Source organism: Paraliobacillus sediminis, from assembly GCF_003426055.1.
The window spans coordinates 1,045,288-1,068,121 of sequence record NZ_QJSI01000002.1; the positions used below are offsets into that span (position 1 = coordinate 1,045,288).

Annotated in this window: 26 protein-coding genes and 1 pseudogene; 5 read left to right on the forward strand and 22 right to left on the reverse strand. The window is 35.1% G+C overall.

The window, feature by feature from the left end:
- Nucleotides 1-10: 10 nt before the first annotated feature.
- The 19 genes from D2K60_RS11255 to D2K60_RS11335 form a co-directional block, all read right to left on the reverse strand.
- A complete protein-coding gene (locus tag D2K60_RS11255; protein ID WP_117170084.1) occupies nt 11-1,450 on the reverse strand; it encodes a glycoside hydrolase family 1 protein in 1,440 nt (479 codons plus the stop codon).
- 99 nt (nt 1,451-1,549) lie between these two features.
- The gene (locus D2K60_RS11260; protein ID WP_117170085.1) at nt 1,550-3,100 is read right to left on the reverse strand and encodes a response regulator transcription factor; all 1,551 of its coding nucleotides are present in this window, start codon (nt 3,098-3,100) and stop codon (nt 1,550-1,552) included.
- Nucleotide 3,101: 1 nt separating this feature from the next.
- Complete coding sequence (locus D2K60_RS11265) at nt 3,102-4,856, reverse strand: sensor histidine kinase (RefSeq protein WP_117170086.1); 1,755 nt, start codon at nt 4,854-4,856, stop codon at nt 3,102-3,104.
- Nucleotides 4,857-4,889: 33 nt separating this feature from the next.
- On the reverse strand, nt 4,890-5,762 hold the full coding sequence (locus tag D2K60_RS11270) for a carbohydrate ABC transporter permease (RefSeq protein ID WP_117170087.1): 873 nt from the start codon (nt 5,760-5,762) through the stop codon (nt 4,890-4,892).
- A 19-nt stretch (nt 5,763-5,781) separates the two neighbouring features.
- Nucleotides 5,782-6,663 (reverse strand): carbohydrate ABC transporter permease, encoded by an 882-nt coding sequence (locus D2K60_RS11275; RefSeq protein ID WP_117170088.1) that lies wholly within the window; start codon nt 6,661-6,663, stop codon nt 5,782-5,784.
- Between the two features lie 65 nt (nt 6,664-6,728).
- Nucleotides 6,729-8,006 (reverse strand): extracellular solute-binding protein, encoded by a 1,278-nt coding sequence (locus D2K60_RS11280; RefSeq protein WP_117170398.1) that lies wholly within the window; start codon nt 8,004-8,006, stop codon nt 6,729-6,731.
- Nucleotides 8,007-8,292: 286 nt separating this feature from the next.
- Nucleotides 8,293-8,442: a hypothetical protein gene (locus D2K60_RS20670; protein ID WP_162880760.1), complete on the reverse strand. Its 150-nt coding sequence runs from the start codon at nt 8,440-8,442 to the stop codon at nt 8,293-8,295.
- A gap of 58 nt (nt 8,443-8,500) precedes the next feature.
- The gene (locus D2K60_RS11285; RefSeq protein ID WP_117170089.1) at nt 8,501-9,088 is read right to left on the reverse strand and encodes a DUF4352 domain-containing protein; all 588 of its coding nucleotides are present in this window, start codon (nt 9,086-9,088) and stop codon (nt 8,501-8,503) included.
- Between the two features lie 23 nt (nt 9,089-9,111).
- On the reverse strand, nt 9,112-9,471 hold the full coding sequence (locus D2K60_RS11290) for a DUF4064 domain-containing protein (protein WP_117170090.1): 360 nt from the start codon (nt 9,469-9,471) through the stop codon (nt 9,112-9,114).
- A 111-nt stretch (nt 9,472-9,582) separates the two neighbouring features.
- Entirely contained in the window at nt 9,583-10,527 is a 945-nt protein-coding gene (locus D2K60_RS11295) for a helix-turn-helix transcriptional regulator (RefSeq protein ID WP_162880761.1), read from the reverse strand.
- Nucleotides 10,528-10,648: 121 nt separating this feature from the next.
- Nucleotides 10,649-11,176, reverse strand: coding sequence for a hypothetical protein (locus D2K60_RS11300; protein WP_117170092.1), 528 nt, complete (start codon nt 11,174-11,176; stop codon nt 10,649-10,651).
- A 301-nt stretch (nt 11,177-11,477) separates the two neighbouring features.
- Nucleotides 11,478-11,975 (reverse strand): P-loop nucleotide/nucleoside kinase family protein, encoded by a 498-nt coding sequence (locus tag D2K60_RS11305; protein WP_117170093.1) that lies wholly within the window; start codon nt 11,973-11,975, stop codon nt 11,478-11,480.
- Nucleotides 11,976-12,079: 104 nt separating this feature from the next.
- Entirely contained in the window at nt 12,080-12,238 is a 159-nt protein-coding gene (locus tag D2K60_RS20675; RefSeq protein ID WP_162880762.1) for a hypothetical protein, read from the reverse strand.
- A gap of 58 nt (nt 12,239-12,296) precedes the next feature.
- Complete coding sequence (locus D2K60_RS11310; protein WP_240335299.1) at nt 12,297-12,656, reverse strand: hypothetical protein; 360 nt, start codon at nt 12,654-12,656, stop codon at nt 12,297-12,299.
- A 268-nt stretch (nt 12,657-12,924) separates the two neighbouring features.
- Nucleotides 12,925-13,758: a dihydrodipicolinate synthase family protein gene (locus D2K60_RS11315; RefSeq protein WP_117170095.1), complete on the reverse strand. Its 834-nt coding sequence runs from the start codon at nt 13,756-13,758 to the stop codon at nt 12,925-12,927.
- A gap of 187 nt (nt 13,759-13,945) precedes the next feature.
- Nucleotides 13,946-14,461, reverse strand: a complete 516-nt coding sequence (locus tag D2K60_RS11320) for a GNAT family N-acetyltransferase (protein ID WP_117170096.1) — start codon at nt 14,459-14,461, stop codon at nt 13,946-13,948.
- 179 nt (nt 14,462-14,640) lie between these two features.
- Nucleotides 14,641-15,201 (reverse strand): GNAT family N-acetyltransferase, encoded by a 561-nt coding sequence (locus D2K60_RS11325; RefSeq protein WP_275896250.1) that lies wholly within the window; start codon nt 15,199-15,201, stop codon nt 14,641-14,643.
- A gap of 281 nt (nt 15,202-15,482) precedes the next feature.
- Nucleotides 15,483-16,118: a helix-turn-helix domain-containing protein gene (locus D2K60_RS11330; RefSeq protein WP_117170097.1), complete on the reverse strand. Its 636-nt coding sequence runs from the start codon at nt 16,116-16,118 to the stop codon at nt 15,483-15,485.
- Nucleotides 16,119-16,396: 278 nt separating this feature from the next.
- A complete protein-coding gene (locus tag D2K60_RS11335) occupies nt 16,397-16,966 on the reverse strand; it encodes a GNAT family N-acetyltransferase (RefSeq protein WP_117170098.1) in 570 nt (189 codons plus the stop codon).
- Nucleotides 16,967-17,255: 289 nt separating this feature from the next.
- Between D2K60_RS11335 and D2K60_RS11340 the strand changes: the two genes are divergently transcribed.
- From D2K60_RS11340 to D2K60_RS21305, 4 genes and pseudogenes are all read left to right on the forward strand, one after another.
- The gene (locus tag D2K60_RS11340) at nt 17,256-17,495 is read left to right on the forward strand and encodes a hypothetical protein (RefSeq protein ID WP_117170099.1); all 240 of its coding nucleotides are present in this window, start codon (nt 17,256-17,258) and stop codon (nt 17,493-17,495) included.
- Between the two features lie 134 nt (nt 17,496-17,629).
- Nucleotides 17,630-17,734, forward strand: a pseudogene (locus D2K60_RS21300) (LysR family transcriptional regulator); the annotation flags it as partial.
- A 3-nt stretch (nt 17,735-17,737) separates the two neighbouring features.
- Nucleotides 17,738-18,007, forward strand: a complete 270-nt coding sequence (locus tag D2K60_RS21145; RefSeq protein ID WP_117170100.1) for a LysR family transcriptional regulator substrate-binding protein — start codon at nt 17,738-17,740, stop codon at nt 18,005-18,007.
- Nucleotides 18,008-18,099: 92 nt separating this feature from the next.
- Nucleotides 18,100-18,312, forward strand: a complete 213-nt coding sequence (locus D2K60_RS21305) for a LysR substrate-binding domain-containing protein (protein ID WP_117170101.1) — start codon at nt 18,100-18,102, stop codon at nt 18,310-18,312.
- A gap of 327 nt (nt 18,313-18,639) precedes the next feature.
- On the opposite strand, the gene D2K60_RS11360 is transcribed toward D2K60_RS21305, so the two are convergent.
- A complete protein-coding gene (locus D2K60_RS11360; protein ID WP_117170102.1) occupies nt 18,640-19,620 on the reverse strand; it encodes an aldo/keto reductase in 981 nt (326 codons plus the stop codon).
- A 43-nt stretch (nt 19,621-19,663) separates the two neighbouring features.
- Nucleotides 19,664-19,939 (reverse strand): HPr family phosphocarrier protein, encoded by a 276-nt coding sequence (locus D2K60_RS11365; protein ID WP_117170103.1) that lies wholly within the window; start codon nt 19,937-19,939, stop codon nt 19,664-19,666.
- A gap of 202 nt (nt 19,940-20,141) precedes the next feature.
- On the opposite strand from D2K60_RS11365, the gene D2K60_RS11370 reads away from it, so the two are divergent.
- Nucleotides 20,142-21,068 carry an AraC family transcriptional regulator gene (locus tag D2K60_RS11370; protein WP_117170104.1) on the forward strand — a complete coding sequence of 309 codons (927 nt, stop codon included), beginning with the start codon at nt 20,142-20,144 and terminating at the stop codon, nt 21,066-21,068.
- A 521-nt stretch (nt 21,069-21,589) separates the two neighbouring features.
- Here D2K60_RS11370 and D2K60_RS11375 read toward each other — a convergent pair.
- Complete coding sequence (locus D2K60_RS11375; protein ID WP_117170105.1) at nt 21,590-22,630, reverse strand: NAD(P)-dependent alcohol dehydrogenase; 1,041 nt, start codon at nt 22,628-22,630, stop codon at nt 21,590-21,592.
- Nucleotides 22,631-22,834 lie beyond the last annotated feature (204 nt).

The following is a 22,834-nucleotide window of genomic DNA, read 5'->3' on the forward strand; positions in this document are numbered from 1 at the left end:
ACAAATCAAACTATTTATTAATCGCATCATTTTTAGCTTCGAACTGTCTTGTCTCAATAACCTGTTTATACCAATATGCAGATTTCTTCAAACTACGATTCCGATTATCTTCTAAATTAATTTCAACAAGACCATATCGATTTTTAAATGCATTCATTGGGGATACACAATCAGAGAAAGCCCAAAGCATATAACCAGTACAATTTACTCCTTGATCAACTGCTTTTAGAAGCCATTTCAAATGTTCGCTGATAAAATCAATTCTATAGTCATCTTGAATCACATTTTCTTCATTTTTAAAGCGGTGTTCATTTTCTACACCCATCCCATTTTCAGCAATAAACCATTCGATATTTCCATATTCCTCTTTCATACGAATACCCATATCAAACATGATGTGTGGATATATCTCCCATCCGCGATACGGGTTCATTTTCTTGCCTGGAAGATCAAATTTTTCATAGTAGTAAGCTGGGTGGAAAGGAATATTCTCATTCCATGCAGACGTTCGGGCCTGAACACGATGTGGGAAGTATAAATTCAACCCTACGTAATCGACTGTATTTTCTTTGATAACCTGTAATTCCGCTTCTGTATAGTCTGGTGTAATAGTATGCTTATCCATCAACTCAAAGAGCTCTTTCGGAAATTCTCCTTTTATCGCAGGATCTAGAAAGGTACGATTGAAAAATAAATCATACATTTTCGCCGCTTCCTGATCATGTGGAGCAGTCGAACGCGCATAGGTTACCTCTGGATTTAGTATAACACCAATTTTGGCACCTGTTTTATTTTTTAGATCTTTTTCTTTAAATAACTGCACAAGTCTGGCTGTCGCTAGTGCTTTATTGTAGTTCCACTGCATCCATATCTTTGTGTTTTGTTCAAACGGCCAACGAATTGCATCTAAATACACACGCGTTTGCACAACAACAGGCTCATTAAACGAGAACCAATGCTTGACACGATCGCCATAGCGGTCAAATACCTTTTCAGCATATTTGATAAATAATTCTATCACATGTTTTGATCCCCAACCACCATATTTTTCAAATAATACTGCCGGAACCTCATAGTGTTCTAAACAGAACATTGGCTCAACACCATTTGCGATTAATTCATTAATCACATCATCTACATAGCTTGCATATTCTTCATCAACGACCGCATTCTCGTAATCTGTTAAAAAACGTGCCCAATTGATCGACGTACGAAAATGTGTAAGACCAATTTCTTTCATCAATGCTATATCTTCTTTATAGCGATTTTTAAAATCCGTCGCTACAGCTGGGCCATAACCATTATACCAAACTTCCTTGTTGTTTTTATACCAAAGATCAAGATATGAATCCTGTGATTCTTTTTTTCCTGACCATCCCTCTGATTGCCATGCTGAAATAGCGGCACCAATCATGAAATCCTTTGGTACAGTTACTTTTATGTTTTCCATATTCGTTTTCCTCCTTAGATTCCTCTAATGATTCCGATATGCCTCGACATACATTGCCCTTGTTAACGCGTCACCTTTATAAAAAGCATCCTAACCGACTCACCCATTTTTGACTGCCGTTAATTTTCTATAGGTTGTTGGTGTCATGCCAGAGAATTTCTTAAATACTTCCACAAAATACTTATACTCATGGAAACCAACTTGTTCTGCTATCTCACTTACTTTAAATGGTGTTTGTGCAAGCAACGTTTTAGCTTCCTCCACACGCATATGATTTACATATTCATTGAAATTTCTTCCGGTCTTCTGTTTAAATAAAGAACTGAAGTAATTTGGCGAGATGTTAATAACGTTTGCAACTTCATGCGCCTTTATTTCTGACTTATAATAGGACTGGATGTAGTCAATTGCTCTTGTAATGAGCCAGTCTTTATCATCAATATCTGTTAATTTATACGCACATATAATTTTTTCTATGTCATTTTCAAACAATTTCTGTAGTGTTTGATAAGAGTCAGTCAAAAGCGTGTCCATGCTCTGATTAAAATAATAATAGGTCGTACTCTTTTCTCTTTGCTTCAAATTCTGCAGCGTTTCGATCACTTTTTTTATTACGTCACTACAAACTGAAACAGATTCCTCAAATAGAAAGTGATTTATCTTAAGATAACGAAACAATTGGTTCGTATATTCCGTGATTTGTGTTCGATCAAAACGTACAATTGCATGGATTAAACTATCTTGCATGTCAACTGGAAAAAGTCGCTTAGTTGCAGCTTCTTCATCTATTTCCGAACGGGTAATTATCTCGGCTTCTCCTATAGATAACGTTTTCAATTCTTCAGTCAACTGATTAGTCGTTTTATAAAGATTCTTTAGTTTAATACTCGTTTTATTAAAGATGAATTGCTTTGAAGCATTGTCTTTTGCAATAGGTAGTAATTCTGTTGGTGTTAGGTTATTTTTATCTTCCAAAATACACGTTAGCAAAATATTAACACTAATATAAATCGATACACTAGTGAATTGATCAGTAGCTAAACGATTGTCTATTTCCCTTTTCCATTTAAGTTTAAAATCGTTTAATTCCTCATGTTGCATGTGTTTGGATACATCGATATAATTTTTCATTATCGATATAAATGGGTAAACTCGTTCATTTTGTAAGGTCTCAAATTCAACTGCAACCTCCCCTGGATCATAAAATACCTGGTGATATACAGCATTCATGAAAGCTGAATAATGAAATTGAGTCGATTCAAGTTGCACTTCCTTTATTTCTTTAATGACTTTCCCTACAACTTGCAACAGTTCATCAATGTCAACCGGCTTTACTAGATATTCCTTCACCCCTAAATGTATCGCTTGTTTAGCATAGCTGAATTCATCATACCCACTGATCATAATAACTTTAATAGCAGGATAATTGTCAGCTAGGTGTGCCGCTAACTGTAACCCATCTTTATTGGGCATTCTAACATCCGTTATGACTATATCAATCTGGTCGTTTGCTTTTATTTTGTTAATCGCATCTTGACCATCATGTGCGACACCGATCACTTCCACATCATGATTTTCCCATGGAATAGTTTGTGTCAAACCACGACAAATAATTGGTTCGTCATCTACAATTAAGACTTTAAAGGTCATCCTACTCACCTGATTCTTTTGACATATTTTTAATATCACTATCTCCGAGTATTGGCAACTTCAAGCGTATCCAAGTACCCTGTTGTACTTCTAACCGCTCCATCCCAAATTCAGTCCCAAAAGCAATATCCAATCGTTCCTTAAGGTTAATCAATGCATAACCTGTTTCTGGTACCTCCTCAACAGTTTCCACTTTATTCGGAAATCCCCGGCCATTATCGATAAGATCTATCCAAACTTCTTGACCTTTTTTGTAACAGCGAATATAAATTTTCCCCTGTCTCGGGAGATCCTTAAAGCCATGAAGGATACTGTTTTCTATTAAAGGCTGAAGGATTTGCTTTATAATATGCGCTTGCTTTATTTGGTCATCGTAATAAATAGTAAAAGTCAAACGATCTCCCATCCGACTTCTTTGTAATTCTAAATAGTTATAAATATAGGCCATCTCTTCAGCTATTGTTACCCACATTTTCCCCATATTCAGATTCATTCTAAAAATCTTTGACAGTCGTTCGATTAATTGACCTGTTTCTAAAGCATTTTCCATTCTAGCTGTCCAACGAATCATATCAAGGGTGTTATACAAAAAGTGTGGATCTATTTGGTTTTGTAGCGCTTTAAGCTCTGACTCATTTTGTTTGATTTTCAATTTATATTCGATGTCAATATACTTCTGGACTGTGACAACCATTTTATTAAATCGCATGCCTAACTTACCAATTTCATCACCAGAATTAATCGTTACCTTCGCAGAGAAGTCTCCCTTTTCTAACTGTTTCGTTTGCTCCGTTAGCTCAACAATCGGTTTGATATGCCAGTAGTAAAATCCGATAAAAGCAATTACACCTAGTAAACCAAGTAAAATAATCATATTTACAATTAGTGTTCTTACATTATATAAATTATGAACGACCTCATCTTGATTCACCATCACAACAGATGACCAATTTGTACCCTGTACCTTCTTCTTAACTATCAGAAATGTATTACCGTCTGATTCATAGGTGTGCGTACTTTTCTCACTATTTATAACTAGGTCCGTTACATTCGGATCTGGAAACCGATTACCAACTAGCGAACGATCCTTGTGGAGTACAACGTCACCTTCATTAGACATAACAAAGTATTCACCTTGTTGTGACGGGTCAACTTCCACCGTTTGATAAATTTTTGACTCATCAAGTCGAATCTTTATGAATCCAATTGGATCAGAAATACGATTTATATCATTAATAACTCTTGTTAAGCTGATTACAGTGTTAGTTCCTGACCATTCATTAAAGACCTGATAGGAATTACTCCAGTGTGGTCCCCCACGTTTTTTAACCGCTTCATCCTTTAAGTCCACTTCATTGCCTATCCTAGAGTTACCAAAGTTTAGGGAAATACCTTCCTCACCTGTCAGTTCGATTGAGTCGATATAATCGTAGCTCATCATTTGAAACGTGAAATAACCTTTAATTGCATCCTCCGCTTCTCTTATTTGCTGCATCTCCTCCAGTGGCGTTGTGAAAAATGTCTGGAAATTTTCATCAAAAATCATATAGGAGGACATGTTCTCAATCTCACGGATAATAGCTGTCAGGTTTTTTTCATTTTTCTCTAGCCTTGAGCTAATATTTTGCTCCGCTTGATTTTTAAATGCTTCTGTCGCTTGGTTGTAAATTAAAATACCAAAAAGAATAGTAGGTAGCGTTATTAAAACGATAAATAGTGTTACGAATTTATTTCTTAAACTCCAATTACGGAACATATACATCAACCTTTTATGTTTGCTACCTATATACTATCCTTTTACAGCACCTGCTGTCATTCCATTTACTATATCTTTTTCTAAATATAGATAGAAAGCAAGGATTGGAATCAACGACATTGTCAAACCAGCCATCTGAGCGCCATAATTGGTTGTAAACTGACCAGCGAAACTAGCAAGACCCAATGGTAGTGTTTGTAACCCTGGATCGTTTATTAAAACGAGAGCAAATGAGAACTCGTTCCAGTTATAAATAAAGTTTAAGATTAGAACCGTTGCTACCGCAGGACGAGACATTGGTAAAATGATCGAGCGGAATATTCTAAAGATACCGGCACCATCCATAATAGCTGATTCTTCAATATCCTTTGGAAATTGCTTCATAAAACTCGTTAATAGAAAGATAGTTATCGGTAAATGAAACGCGATATATGGGAATATCAATGTAATCGGTGTGTTCAATAAACCAAGATTCCGCATTAAAATAAACATCGGAACGAGTGTTGAGTGAATCGGAATTAACAAACCGAAAATAAATAAGGTGTAAACAAATTTGTTCATCTTAAATTTAAATCTTGCTAGGAAATAAGATGCAATCGCACCGATTAAAACCGTTAAAATTGTTGCCGTTACACAAATAAATATACTGTTTGTAAATAATGCACCTAAATTCGCCGTTTTCCATGCACTAATATAGTTTTCAATAATAAATTCACGTGGAAATCCAAATTGATTCGTCGCAAATTCTTTCTCCGACTTAAACGAGTTGATGATCATCCAAATAATCGGATACGCATTTACTAATGCAAACACAGACAAGACAAGATAGATAATTGGATTCTTAAGTCGGTTCTTTTTTAATTTTTTCTTTTTAATTTCTGGTGATTGGTTTACTACTGGTTCCATTTAACTTATCTCCTTTCTATCAATCTTTAATCATTCTTTTTCCTAATAGCTTCGTAACAATAAAAATTAATGTTAAACTAAAGAAGAATATAAATACTGATACAGCACTTCCGTAACCGTACTGAAGCTTACTAAACGTTTCATTGAACATATATAATGCCATTACATCAGTCGAATGCGCTGGCCCACCATGGGTCATGACATAAATTAAGTCAAATGTTTTTAAACTACCTGAAATACATAAAATAACAGCTACGATAATCGTGTCCCATATCATTGGTACAGTGATTTTCCAAGTAGTAGTCCATTCTGAAGCACCATCAATTTTTGCTGCTTCTAGCACTTCTTCCGGCACATTTTGTAGTGCGGCTAAAAAGATAATGAGATATAAACCAACGAACTGCCAAATTATTACGAATGAGACAGAAATCATCGCCCACTTTGTATCTCCAAGCCAATTTTGCGCCAATCCTCCAAGACCTATTGTTCGAAGCAACTCATTAATCATCCCGTTTTCCGAGTTGAAAATAAGACCCCATGTTAACGAAATTACAACAGTTGATAATACTACGGGCAAAAAGCCAATCGTACGGAATATTTTTAAACCTTTTATTTTCCGATTTAACAATAGTGCGAGGAACAAAGCAATCGGTACTTGACCAAATACAGAAGCCATTACGACATAAATATTGTTTTTAACAGAATTCCAAAACAATGGTTCCTGGAATAACCTAACAAAATTATCAAGTCCAATAAATTTCATGTCCGAAAATCCATCCCACTCCATTAGTGAGAAATAAAAGGATTGTAGAATCGGCAAAATAGCAAAAACAAGATAAAGAAGTACAGCTGGTAATAAACCAAGGAATATTACAATTCGTGTGTTTTTAGCTGCGTGCATTTTCTCACCCCTTGATAATTACAGTTTGCCAAAATAATGGCAAACTGTATGATTGATAACCTCAATTATTCATTTTCTACACTCTCTTGCATTTCAGCAGCAAGCTCTTCAGGTGTCTTCTCACCGATTGTAATAGACTGAAGACCGTTATTAATAATATCCGTTAATTCTGGCGTTAATGTCGCATCGTAAACTGGTGATAATCCACCTTGTGCTAATTTGTTAGCTTGTTGGAATACTTGCGGCACGTCTTCTCCCATTTCCATATCTACAGGAACCGTGATATTCGCCTCTAGTAATTGGCGATACATTTCATCACTATAGAAGAACTTTAAGAATTCAAATGCTGCTTCTTTCTCGTCACCGCTTAGCTCACTATTAAGCGCGATTCCACCACCTGCAACACCTGCAATTTTCTCTTGGTCTCCTTCGCCTCCAGCAAAGGTTGGGAATCCTGCAACACCAATAGCATCTACATCTTCAACGCTGTCAAGGATTGGTCCAATAGCCCATGAGCCCGCGAAGTGCATAGCCGTTTTCCCACTAATAAAGTTGTTTCTCGCTTGTGCTTCATCCAACGTATTCATATCAGCGTTGAATGCATCTAACGCTGTTAATTCCTCGATAACAGCTAATGATTTAATAAACTGTTCATTTTCAAACGTACCCTCACCATTTAATACATTTGGCAAGTAATCGCTTCCAGTAAAACGATCAGCAATTGTTGAGATATAAACAGATTGCAACGGCCAAATACTTTTGTTTCCTAGTGCAATTGGCGTTACTTCATTATCATTTAATGCTTGAATTAATGTTGTTAAATCTTCATATGTTTCAGGAAACGTATCAAAACCTGCTTGTGCTACTAATTCTTTGTTATAGAAGATTAAACTCGTTTCACTAATGTTACCTGGAATTGCATATTGTTCTCCATCAACTGCATAATCCTTCATAATACCTTCTGGAATAGAGCCCTCCCAGTTATCAGCGATTTCAGTTATTGGAAGAACGGTATCACCTTCTACTAATGGAGCAAATCTTGCCCCTGGCCAAACACGGAACATGTCTGGTAACTGTTTTCCAGCGGCTTGTGTTCTGAGTTTCGTTTCATATTGATCGTGTGGAATTGCTTCGATTATTACTTTAATATTATCGTTTTGCTCATTAAATTTTTCTACCATACTTTTATATGTTGTGTTCTCAGGACGATCTTCTGTCCAGTCGTTCCATAATGTTAGTTCTACCACATCACTTCCAGAAGACGCTTCGTCTCCATCATTACCACATGCAGCTAATCCAATGACCCCAATTAAACTGATTAACATAAGAACAAGTTTCTTCATCATTATCTCTCCCCTTTTTGTTAAGCGCTTACATGTAGTGTAACTGCTTTCATAAAACTTAACTATCCGAAAATACTATTAAAACATCCGAAAATTTACGTTGTATTCATTTTTTATTTGTATCTTTGTATTAAAAACGATAAGCGTGCTCCATATGTACTATCATCATCCGTATTCGCTTGCTTGATTGACAATCAAGTAAAAAAAGCACCGCTAAATGACAAGATTGCCAATTGCAGTGCTTAGTTATGAGTCTATTTATTGCTTGTTTCTGTTGTATGTTAATTTAATTTTTACAACCGTTTTTTTCACAAGTGATCTTAGAAGTAGTATTCATCCAATGACTTGAGTTTTCTGTTGTGTAATATCCGCAACCCGTTTTCCTACCCTTTGTTCCACTATGCACAATTCCTGTTGGCAAATGTTTAACTGCCATTATCATCACCTCCCTCTATTCCACTTCAAGAAAATCAATCTAATAAAGGAGAATGTAGTTACTCAATATCTGAGCTATTAATCTTCCATTCTACTTCAGCGTTTTCTTTAAATGTGAACATTGGCTCATAATACACTTCAAAAAACTCCGATTCACCCGTATCATACTCTAAAGCCCCTGTTGCATTTTTCCCCTCTTTCAAATCAATACTAAACATGTTTGTATCTGCGTCATCACTGCCATAGTAAGCGTCAATAATATTTCCATCTCCGTCATAAATTGAGAATTCTGTATTGTCTACATAGCCACTTTCAGCACTTTTATTATGAAAACTTACTTCTAACCTTAAGACATTACCGTTTTCTGCAGCCATGTATTCGCTAGCCTCTACCCAAGTGGCACGATCAATTGTTACTTCCATACCATCAATAGATACTGTTTCACCAATACCATATACTTTTTCTTCTTCAGATTCACTTTCTTCTTCGCTTGCTGCTGCCTCTTCTGTTTCTACGTCTGCTTCAGTTTCCTCCACAGTTTCTTCTGAAGTATCGCTACTTTCGACTTCTTCTACTTGTGATTCACCGCAAGCTGCCAATAATAGTAGCAATAATACCGCTAATAATAAATAATAGATATTTCTCATAAGTAATTGTCCCCTTTTTGTTATTACGCGCTGATAGAATTAGATTCTTTTTTTACTTTATCTTTTCGTACTAATCCCATAATGCCAGCAATACCAATTAGTACCGCAGATATTAGATAGAAGAATGAAATACTAATTAGTCCTCCAACAGCAGAAACTAGTAATAAAATTCCGCCTAATTTAGCTTTTGATTTCACAACTACTGATCCTACAATTGCTAATGCAGAAAATAGGAATGCCGACCAGCCAAGACCGGTTATTGAACTTGAACCTGTTTCGTTAAAGGCTGCATCCAGTCCCCCAACAAACAGCGCAATAATTGCGCCAAAAAAACCTAAAATACCTCCAATAAGTCCTAATACAAATTCTGTTGTTCTACTCATAATCGATCATCCTTTCTAAAGTTTACTAAATAAAATAAGAAACAAACCTAATAATTAGATTTGTTTCTTAGTATACAAGTCAATGTGGCGGTATACGTGTCACATAACATTTTATTTGTTATATATTTCAACTAAATTCACAATATCTTGTTTTATTTCACTTCTAAGTGCTTGTGGCTGAATAACTTCCGCACTCATTCCCATTCCAAGAATCCACTTTTTGATTGATTGTTGCCCATTTAATGTCGCTTTAAACCGGATGTCGTAGTTGTCTAGTACTTCGATTACCTGGTCGTCACTATAAATAGACTCTTTGATGCGATTAGCAAGAGGCGGATGGATGATTAATTCCACTTGTATCGGGTCTTTAATAAACCCTAAGTTAGGAAATTCTTGACGAATATCATAATCTTTCGGTAGCACGTACGCTTGATCTAGTATACTTACTTCTTGAATACGCATTATTTTAAAATTGCGCATTGCTTGCTTCGCTTCACAAAAAGCCGTACAATACAGGTTTTCATCATATACAACAAAAGCATATGGATGAATAATGCGACGTGTTGTTTCATTTGTTGAAGCTGCTATATAACTTATTTCAACACTTTTACTTTTATTAAACGCTTCATATAATAATTTATAATGTGCGGAAGCATTGCCAACTTCATTATTAATCAAATAATCATTTGCAAAATAAAAATGGCGACTATTCAAATCTAAATCACGCTGTGCTGCTTTAATTTTCTCAAATGCATGCTGCAATGTAGCTGATTCATCTGGTTTTCTAGACAAAAAGCTTTTGATCGCAATTTGCAATTGTTGTATTTCGTTTTCATCAAAATTTCTAATCGGTAAAAATGTCTGCTTATTTAGCGAGTATCCTCCATTTGCTCCACGCTCACTCTCCACATAAATGCCAGCCTTTTCTAATTCATCTTTATACGTACGAATCATACGGGGCTTAACTTCCAACTCCTCAGCAAGCTCTTCTAGTTTCATTTTCTTTCGAGCCAATAACAACTCTATCATGCTTAGACAATTGCTCACCTTACTCATAGGCTCCTGCCCCTTTATATTTGTTTCGTTATGGTTAAGCATATTAGCTAATGGGGATATGTGCAATTGAATTAATTTTCAGTAGACTAGTTACCACCACAGCTTTTTTTGAGTTTTCACTTCACTCAATCAATTCGATTGAATTAACAGGAAGGTTTTGGTTTTTAAAATCTGCATACTCTTCTTTCATTTCTGTGAAGTGTATCCAGTATTTCGTATCTATTGTGTAATCCTCGGTAACTTCTTTAGAATATTGAAGTCCTTTTGCAGGTTCTCCCAACACTTTAACACCAGTTATATTAGCGTCTTCCGTTTTAACGACAGTTAGAACAGGTAAGTTTTCGTATTCTGGATCTCCAATAGACAACTTCTCGATTGAAGTGTAGTCCATAAGCCACTCTATTGAATCAGTGGAGTATTGCAGAACTGCAACATTTAAGGAACCGCTAGTATCTGTAAATACATAAATAAAATCATTTTTAATTTCATAGTTTACAATAGTATGTGGTGGATAATCGTGTTGATTCATTACTTCTTGTATCTGTTCTTCTAAACTAAGTGAAGGATTTGTTTGTTCTTCTTCACTTCCTTCATTCGTACAGCCAACTAAAATTAAAGCTAAACCAATACCTAGTAAAAAATTCTTCAAAAGATCATCTCCCTTTGATTATGGTAGAGTACTAACAACATTTATTTAAGTACTTTAGTTCACATATTGGTTTTAACATAAAATTACAATAATATTCCAGTACAACAAATAGGGTTGCCATAATCGACGCCCCCAGTTTAACTATTGCACCCATTAATTTGATTGTGCCACTTCACAAAGTTATATCCATTTTAACATATATATATTTGAGACTTTTCCTACTCACTTTTCATTTTATATCTTATTGAGTACCCTACAGAAACAGAAGGTATTCTATACACACGAATCATTGAACTTATTGTTATTCTTTCCCGCTAAATTCCAAAATATTTAAACCCTCGGATAACTCTGGTACTTCAAAAAATTTAGTAACATGATTAAACACCGCTTCCGTGTCAAAATCCGCTCTTTCGGGTTGTTCGTTGCGCCTTTGTGCAATTTGACGTAAGCATTTCTCGTTATTTAAATTAAGGAAAATTAGTTGATGGCTTGCATTGACCTCTGACGCCATATCCAAAAACCACTTTCGCTGTTTTTGAGTGTTAGCTGGAAAATCCATCACTACATCTGTACCGACACTTAATATGTTTTGGACATGCTTTTTCACCATCGGCTTAAGCTGCGCTGAGAATTTTAGATAGTTCTCAAATGTTGCAATCTGATTGGGATAAAGAGATGAAAGCCATTCATCCTCAGATATCAGTACCGCATGTTTGTCTATCGTCAATTGTTTTGATTTAGTTGATTTTCCTGCGCCCATTTTTCCACAGAAAAAGTATAGCGTCCCTAATTGTTTCATATTTTAACCCCCAAGGCTTATTTGTTGAATAATCTCTGGTGATAATCACACTTCTATTTAGGTAAGACAATTATAAAAACAAATCTTTTCTACTTTAATATATGTTATTTGAAATTATCTGGATTGATATATTTCTTTAATATACTTGGGGTTACGAACCTTATTGAAACTACCTCCCCACAATCCAAACAGACAGTTAGTTCTTTTTCAAACTCTGGTACCTTTACAAATGAATTTCCACCACAGTTTTTACATTTTTGCATTTCATACCTCCCCCTTGTATTAAAGTAAAGCAACCGTTACTACATTAAAAAAGTTTCTTTAATTCCTTTCAATAAATATTAAATCATCAGAAGGGGTTAGATATTTCTTTTCTCCTATTGTAAAATCAGCACCTTGACGATCTACTTCAACATATTGACCAACTTTTCCACCATTCATAAACACTAATAGGTATATATCGTCTCTATAGTCGATATTACTTGGGTCATTAAAATTAACATCTAATTGTTTTTCTATTCCTTCTTGAGTAGTATAAGGTGTAAAAAGGAATGCCTTTTCCCAATCAAAGGACGTTAATGATTTAAGACTTATTTCACTATTGTTTTTATCTTCTACTATCGAATAAACCGACTCTCCTAAATCTTTATGGTGCTGAACATTGCCACATCCTGCTAACAAAAGAATGATGAGAACTACAATTAATTTCTTAATAAATATCTCTCCTTACATTGAATCCAAAATAATATCTTCTTCAACTCTTCTGCAATGCAACGTTAATTTAAGCACTTTAATTCACATATTAATTTTAACAAAAATTACAATAACTATTTCGGTACAGAAAAATAGAGTCGCCATAATCGACGACCCACTGTTTAACTATTGATACCCGTTACTTTAAGTGCAGCAATTCAGAAAAAATTACATAATTAGATAAACATTTTAGTAATCAGTCTAAAATATTACCTATTGGACTCCTGCAAATCCCCATTGGAATACCCTTATGATTAATAATTTTTTTTAGATTCACAATAGCATTTCCTTGATAAACTTGTTCCATAATATTTTCTGTCTTTTCGCTTTCTTGTTTACTTACTTTTTGCTTCATAAGAACTTTTTGAAACCATTGACTAATTTCTGTCGGTGAAATATTCCCAGCAATGGAAGAAAGGCGATCATATCCATTTAATACTTTTTCTTCTAAATCTACTTCTCCACCAGCATAAAAATAAAAATCATTTCTATGCATACCGTTTTTTATTCGTTCAACTTTTTCTTTGTTTCCAGCATCTTTTATTCCAACCACTAAGTCTATCTTACTTAATTGAATAATACTTTTCTCTGATAAATCAAATCCAGTTCTTTTTGGATTGTTATATAAAATTGTAGGTTTATTACTATGATCCATAATCCTCTTTGTATAAACGAATGCTTCTTCTTGTGTCGGTATAACATACGGTGGATACCCTAGCATGATACCAGATATTTTTGTGTGGCGAATCTTTTCAGCTAATTCCTCTGCTTCTTTCTGTCTAATTGAAGCCACCCCAAATATAATTTCCATATTACTAAGGAGTTTTTCTTCCAATTCTAAACCGTTTATTATTTCAATTTTCTCTTGGAGGCTTAGACTATGCTGTTCTCCAGTAGTTCCAGAGACAAGGACAGATTTTACTCCTTGTTTATACAGATCTCTTATATGGCTTATTGTTCCTTGAATATTTAAAGATTCATCTTCAAAAAAAGCTGTTGGCACAGCAATATGGACTTTTTCTGTTAGCATTTTGTTATCCCCTTAATCCTTTTTATCTACTTAATCTAAACTGCCCGTTAATTAAAGTACCATTGTTCACACTTTAATTTTAACATAGCATCCCAAAAGCCCTTTTCAATTACATCGAAAAAGACCACCACAAATGACGATCCTCTTGTTGAACTTTTGCACCCTTTAGCTTAACAAGAATGCAAAATTATTTCAGTTTAATCCAATACCTTTTTAATGTATTATTCTTTTCATCAATGAAATCCTTATCACTTATTCCGCCGTTATTTAATATAACTTTATTTGATGCGGTATTAGTAGAATTACAAACTAAAAGGACTTCTTCTAAATTCATTTCCTTTGCTTTTTCTAATGCTAACGAGAGGATTTGGATAGCGTAGCCATTATTTCTTTTTGAAGGTCTAATGCCATACCCGATATGACCTCCACCATTAAACAGTGGCTCCGTTAAGCGATGACGAATATTTACGACACCAATCAACTCATGATTATCTACTAACCAATAAGTCGAACTTTCTGGTATCCAGCTTTCGGGTGGTTCTATCCCTTTTTCGCAATCAGATAAATAGTTAAGCAACGATTGGAAATTCTCTGGGTCTTTTTTTATTACGAATGGTATCATTTCCTCTTCGCTTTCCTTCCACTCTTGGTAAAAATCAATATATTTTGTTTTTAAGTCTACTGTTGGCTGTGCTAAAAACATATCTAATATCTCCTTGCTTTTAGGCTTTAATAAATTTCATTCCTTCTTAATCATTACTGCCAGTTAGTTTAACAATGGCAGCAGCTTGTTCCACTATTGCACCCGTTAGTTTAAGTACATTTTTTCACAATTGGTTTGATACAGTACACTAATTTACCCCCAAGTAGCTGAATATCACTTTATTTTGAATTCATGTAGTAGATGAAATTATCTGTCCATTCATTAAACTCATAGGTAAATCCTTTTCTTGTACACTCATAAGTAAGCCCAACACTTTCCGCTAAACTAATTGAAGGCGGATTATCTATATTGATATGGGCTTCGATTCGATGGAAGTCAAGGTTCTTAAAGGCGATACTAAGTCCTTCCTGGACAGCCTCTTTACCAAATCCGTTTCCCCAGTGCTGATTGTGAATCCTATACTCCAAAAACCCCCACTGAAATTCACGTCTCATTACCGTCCAGAACCCGACCATGCCGATGTGCTTATTGTCAAATTTCCGAAATACACCAAAAATGTACCCTTCATCTTGAATGGCTAACTGCTGATGCCTTGTAACCACCTCGTTAAATTTTTCCTGAGTCCACTCACTCAAATCCATTTTAACACCGTCATGTTTGTACTGTTGGGGAAGTGTATTACTAAATCCCTCCAGCCACCGTTCGTAATCCATATTTTCTAAAGGTCTTAACACCAATCGTTCAGTCTCTGACAAAAGATTAATTTCTTTTTTTGGCAAAATGACATCTCCTTAGCATAAATTTTCTTAGTAATAAAACTCGCTTTTTCAAAATCATTTAGTTTATAAGCCATAAGACATCACACCTTTCGTTAGAATTATTTTACATTATTCTTTTTTATCGGGCGATAGATTCTAGTTCAACATTACTGTCAGTTAGTTTAACAATGGCAGCAGCTTGTTCCACTATTGCACCCGTTACTTTAAGTACATTATTTTACATTTCGTTTCACAATCGCACCTTGATTGCGATATATACCTAAGAGGGTTAATTCAAAATTTTATTTATCTGATGACCTTGGCTTCCTCCATATCGGTATGAAAAATTTAATGTTTTTGATAATTAAAATGACAGTACCAAAAACACCTGTGACGAATGCATTTATACTTCTTTCAAAAGGCAACATCCCATATAAAAAGTAAGAGAAAACAAATAACAAATCAAGCCATATGATTTTTTTCGATCCGGATTTTCTATTGAAATAATCCCTCGCTCCTACGAATGTTAAGACTGCTCCGATTAAAAATAGGACACCATACCACATTTGTGAAAACCATAGAGGCATTGAACCCATATCTGATTGATTGGAAGGAGCACCCATGTAACCTAAAAAACCAACCAGCATAATAATTCGACCAAAGACAGCTGCCATTTGCATTTTTATATCTTTTTTACTTCCATCAATCCGAGCTTCGACGTCTTTTTGTTCTTCTACATATTGCTCAGGAGAAACTAATTCTTTCATATCACTATCAAATAAATCAGCCAGTTTCATTAAATTATCTGTTGACGGTTCTGACTGGTTTGTTTCCCATTTTGATACTGCCTGTCGACTCACTCCAAGATGTTCAGCTACATATTCTTGCGATAACTTTAAAGATTTTCTTTTACTTTTAATATTAGAACCTAATGACATAATGCAACGCTCCTTTTTCAATATGATTACTGTAATCGTATCGGTTTTACAGGTTGCACACCACCAACCACACAGCAACTATTGGTTGCAATAGTATGATTTAACACATTTATTCAATAAAATGGCACGATTGTAGAACTTCAGTTAATCATTGCTCTTCTTGAACTATTCTGCCATTTAATTAAAGAAAGGCATGCATTTTCTTATTTGAGAAACGCACCCTTTAGTGAAAAAGCGACTGTTCTTAATGAACAATCGCTTTTTCAGTTGAAAGAAACTTACTCAATAGAATTTTTATAATAAATTAGGTTATCTGTCCATTCTCCAAATTCGAAAATAAATCCTTTTCTTGTACATTCATACTTCAACCCAACACTCTCTGCTAAGTTGAATGAAGCAGAATTATCTAAATTGATATGGGCTTCTATACGGTGGAATTTCAAATGTTTAAAAGCAATATTAAGTGCTTCTTTTACCGCTTCGTTACCATACCCTTTTCTCCAATGCTGATTATGGATTGAGTATCCTATCCTACCCCATTGGAAGTCATCTCTTGCTAAGGTTGAAAAATCCACCATACCTAAATGTGTACCGTCTTCTTTTTTAAACACACCAAATACGTGTGCAGTATCTGTAAGTGCTAACTCTTGGTGTTTATCTACCAGATTATGAAACCATTCCTGTGTACAATCACTCATATCTATTTTTCCTTTATCGTGGCGATATTGAGATGGATAACGGTTTTCAAATTCATTTAGCCAATTTTCATAATCGGTTTTCTGTAATGGTCTTATTACTAATCTTTCTGTCTCTGAAACAACCTCAAATTTTTCTTCTGTCAATTTCAATGTGACATCTCCTCTGTATAGACTTTTTCCTAAAGACAAAACCTGCTGTGTTAACTTGATTTAGTTTATATGCCATAAGACATCACACCTTTCTGTTTGTAATATAAATATAATACTATTATTTATTATTTATTTAAACTAACCTGCCAGTTAGTTTAAGATCAACAATTCACAATCTAACAGTTCTTCATACCAAAACTTTACCATAAATTAGAGGTTTATTGTTCTTATTCTTTAGAAATGGAAATAATTTCTCTATGACATTCAAATATATTGGAGGTATCAAGCTATGCAACTAACCAAAGCATGGGAAGCATACAAAGCTAAAAAACAAATTGAAGGTTTTTCACCCCACACCTTATATGCATACCGACTGCAAGCGAAGCTTTTAGTCCGTCACTTCCAAGATATCAATCCCAAATCCATTTCGACTCAAGGAATTAAAGAATACTTATCTTCATCTAATCGGGCTGGTATAGATAAGTATCTATGCTCAGTTAAGTGGAAAATTGAGAAAAGAGTTTTATAAAAAATACTTTTAACTTATTTAGATTTAAGATTTATGATTTATGATATAAGGTACCTTTGAAAAAGCGTCTCCTCTTTATCATGAACTCATTATCTAAACACGAGGAATTTTTTTCTAAATGAGCAGACAAACTAGGCTATGTACAGTCTAATATCACCAATCGAATTAAGAAACTGGAATCTGAACTAGAGGTTACGCTATTTAATAGACACCCTAAAGGCCTTAGTTTAACTAAATGAGGCTTGATTTTTTATGAACATGCAGCTTCCATAAATAAACGGGTTAAAGCAATTCCTGCTGTTCGAGAAGCAGAAAACTTTGGGGGGAAGTTAGCTATTGGAGTTGTTGAGACACTTGCCTCAAATAAATTTATGAATATACTTTCTGATTTCCAAAAACAGCATCCTAATGTATCGATTTCGTTAATAACAGGAACATCACCAAAATTATTAGAGATGATCCAGAAATACAAGCTTGATGCTCCATTTATAACAGGCCAAACAAAAAACTAATTTGTTCGAAATCGAATATATAATTCAAGATGTAGTTAGTCTAATTACTAAAAAAAGGAGTTAAAGCTGAACAGACATCAAAGACTTGGACTATATTTCCAGAAGGATGGCCATTTAGAAAGGTTTTAGAAGAATGGTTAGACAGTAACGAGGAGAAACCAACTAACTTTATCGAAGTTAGTACCTTAGACACTTTGGTAAATTGTGTGAAGTCGGGGTTGGCTTCAGCAGTTCTTCCTGTATCAGTAATTAATAAAACCCAAGAAATAGAATGCAACTCAACCCCTCTTCCAGTAGCTTATTGACTTATGGAAACACATCTTATTAGACGCAAAGATTTAGCAACTAATAAGGTTTTATCATCCTTTATTCAAAAAATTAATAAAAGTGAACTATAAAGAGTATCCGACGGTAGAGCCGACGATGTTAATTTCGCTCTATAAGGGCAAATTAACCTTGCTCATCATAAGCGCCCGTTAGTTGCTATAAGTATCAATTATTTTGATTAACAAAAATTGCCGAACTTCATTTAGAAGCACCGGCAATTCTTGTTAATTTTGATGAAATAATTATGAAATATTCACCTTTCTTTAGTTTACCCACTTACACATTCATAACTGTAAAATCATTCGTTAATTATGTCCAACTATTGGATGTGGTACATATGGTCCTTCTAGAAATACAACATCTTCATTTGTTAATTTAATAGTTAGAGCGCCAACGGCATCTTCGAGATGAGATAATTTTGTAGCTCCGATAATAGGGGATGATACGACTTCTTTCTGCAGCAACCAGGCAAGTGCGATATGGCTACGCGGGACACCATATTTCTCTGCGATGGCTGCTACTCGTTCTACAACCAATTTATCAGCATCAGCAGTTTCATCATATTTATTTTTTTGAATTTGATCCGTTTTTGAACGATACGTTGTTTCCGACGAATCGCGCGTCAATCTCCCAGATGCGAGCGGACTATATGGTGTTACACCAATCCCTTCTTCCTTACAAAGAGGGAGCATTTCTCGCTCCTCTTCACGGTAAATAAGGTTTAAATGATTCTGCATGGATATAAACTTAGTCCATCCATTTTTGTCCGCTACATGTAATGCCTTTTGGAATTGCCAAGCATACATAGCAGACGCACCAATGTATCTTGCCTTACCAGCTTTCACAATATCATGCAATGCTTCCATTGTTTCTTCAATAGGCGTATTGTAATCCCAACGGTGGATAATATAAAGATCTACATAATCAGTTTGCAACCTCTTAAGACTTTTATCGATTTCACTCATAATTGCTTTTCGGGAAAGCCCAGATCCGTTTGGACCCTTATGCATTTGCCCATGTACTTTAGTAGCTATTACCACTTCATCACGATTTGCATATTCCTTAAGAGCTCGTCCAAGGTATTCCTCACTTGTCCCTAGAGAGTAAACATTCGCTGTATCAAAAAAGTTAATTCCCAACTCGAGTGCTTTTTTTATAACTTGTCTAGATTCATCTTCATTTAGCACCCATTTGTGAATCCATTTACTAGCGTCTCCAAAACCCATACATCCCAGACATAATCGAGATACATCTAAACCTGTGTTCCCAAGTTTTACATATTCCATGATAATCCCTCACTTTTTTAAAATTTAATAAAGTTAAACGTTGCTAGTCAATTAATTTCATTTTACTAAAATGGTCATCTATTGATTGTAAAGCTTCAAGCTCATCAATCCCTTCGACCCTTATATTAAATGGAGCACCAGGTCTAATTCCCAGGGACATAACATCCATTATAGACTCGGGCGAGTAATTTAATGCAACCGAACTCCCCTCATATTCGAGAACTATTTTTGATACATATTTACTTGAAGTAATTGCTAATACGCTTGCCAGACGAGCAAATCCCGTAATTGATATAATGTTATATTTTCTTTCAATCATTGTTCACCTAACTTTATAGCCTTCTTTGAAAAAATATATTGGTGCTTACATTTCATTCATTGGCCTATATATATTATGCAACAGTTTAGAAGCAATCGTTATCTTATTTCTATCATTTTTTTGCCTAATTCTATCAAAGGCATTTACTTGATCGACAAATATGAGATAAAATGTGACTATCACAAATACAGGAGAATCCGACATGTCTGATGAAATCTATAATCAACAGAACGAACTTGCCAAACTCATTGAACGTTATTCAGAGCAGGACGGGGTACATCCTACTGCTATCCCATCTTTATTCTTAATTCGTGAATCAATTGTTACCGAACCAATTGCTAGAGTGAATGAAACATCCTTTTGCATAATCGTACAAGGTGAGAAAGAAGTGTTATTAGCAGAGGAACGATTTAGATACGGTTCTGGTAATTACATTGTTGCATCTGTTGACTTGCCGGTTACCGGGCAAATTATAAAAGCCTCTTCTAACATTCCTTATTTGGCCCTAAAACTTGAATTTACACCTAATCAAATAGTAGAAGTTTTAACTGATCCTGCTATTCAAGTGGGAAAGAAGAAAAAGGCCAAACGTGCTATGTATGTCAGCAAGGTACAATCTACTCTTTTAGATGCTGTTATAAGGCTAATCCGGTTGCTAGAAACTCCCAAGCATATCCCTATACTGGCCCCATTATTCACAAAGGAAATTCTCTATTGGATTCTACAAGGACCAAATGGGTATGCACTAGAACAAATGGCAATAGAGGGTAGCAATGGCAATAGAATAAGAGAAGTTATTGAACATATTGTCAATAACTATGACAGCTCTCTCAATACAGAGAAACTTGCTAAAATAGGAAACATGAGTATTGCTTCTCTTCATAGGCACTTTAAAGAGGTTACTTCTATGAGCCCTATTCAGTTCATTAAAAAATTAAGACTCCAGGAATCTAGGCGCATGTTAATAGCAGATGCGACAGATATTGGTGATATTGCATTTCGTGTAGGTTACGAAAGCCCATCACAATTTAGTCGAGAATATTCCCGTATGTTTGGTCTTTCACCAAGAGAAGATTTAAATCGGATGAGGGAAGAGCCAAACAAAATATATACTCAGTTGAAATTATAAAAGCTAGTCTCCCATTCAAAAATCACTATTCTCGACGGAACTTAAGTACACTCGTATATACTATGTACCACAATATATAAAAGGGCTGATTTGCAAATTTTTTCTAAAATTATTATCTAACATTAGAAAAATTGCTCGTATTGTTCCATTATTGATTGAGTCAGATAGTGCAGGTCTAGCTTTTGATTGTTGTTCACCTTCAGCTTGATCTACTAATATATCATGGTCCCCCAGATAATCTTTAACTGTATCAATTTGATGGACATGAATTAGTTACATCTCCTTTTAGATTTTCTAGTCTATAAATCTCATTTCAGGCATTTTAATAGCTATCACTTATTCCCATGGAAATCCCAACTACATATAATCATGTAACTAAACTTACTATTTAGAGTTAACTATAGGTCAACTATTTTAATAAAGTTTTCTATGTTTCTCCTTTCCCCTATTCTAAAAAGGAGAAATAAGAAAGGATGTCCTAAAAGCTAGGCTTTCAAGACATCCTTTCTGTATTACATAACTCACATCGTACTAATGTCAATAACGAATCGATACTTTACATCTGAAGCTAATACGCGTTCGTATGCCTTATCGATCTGATTGGCCGAAATCACTTCAATTGTAGGAACAATATTATGTTCTGCACAGAAATCCAACATTTCCTGAGTCTCTCTGATACCTCCAATCATTGAACCTGCAAATGAACGTCGATGAGGAATGAGTGAAAACACATTTAATGCCAATGGCTCTGCAGGCGCACCTACATTCACTAGAGTACCATCCAACGTTAACAATGAGAGATAAGCATTAATATCGATTTGTGCACTTACCGTGTTAATGATTAAATCAAAAGTACCCGCAAGTTTATTAAATGTCTCAGGATCACTTGTTGCATAGTAATCATTGGCACCGAATTGCAAACCATCTTCCCTTTTCTTCAATGACTGAGACAGAACAGTAACTTCTGCACCCATCGCGTGTGCAATTTTAACAGCCACATGACCAAGACCACCCATACCAACAACGGCTACTTTCTTATTCGGACCAGCTCCCCAATGATTAAGTGGAGAGTATGTCGTAATACCCGCACAGAGTAATGGTGCTGCTGTATCAAGCCCGATATTATCTGGAATTCTAACTACAAAGTCCTCCGTTACAACAATATGGGTAGAATAGCCACCCTGAGTAGGTTCACCGTATTTGTCTACACCAGCGTAGGTAGGGACATTTCCTTTTAGACAGTATTGTTCCTCTCCTTTACGGCAGTTCTCACATTCACCGCAGGAGTCAACCATACATCCAACCCCTACCCGGTCCCCGACCTTGTACTTTGTAACCTCGCGTCCTACTTCTGTGACAATTCCCGCAATCTCGTGTCCAGGTACAAGAGGATAATTCACTTCACCCCATTCGCCATGAGCAGTATGAATGTCTGAATGACATATTCCTGCATATTTAATTTCAATCAAAACATCATGTAAATCAAGATCGCGTCGTTTAATTTCAGCAGCTCGAAATGGTTTATTTGGACCATCAACAGCTCGTGCTTTTGCCATTACCATAGAAAAAACCTCCAATAATAATTTAATTTGAGAATGTGCTGTACAGGGTTTAAAACATTTCCTTCATCCATGTCTATCCCTGCTTCTTTCTACAAAACAGTGTTAAACCTTATAGTTAACTCTAGGTCAAGAGGTAAGTTTAAATCTTTTTTAAATACATTGTCCATACAGGATTCATTTATTTTTACAAACAAGCTATAGCTC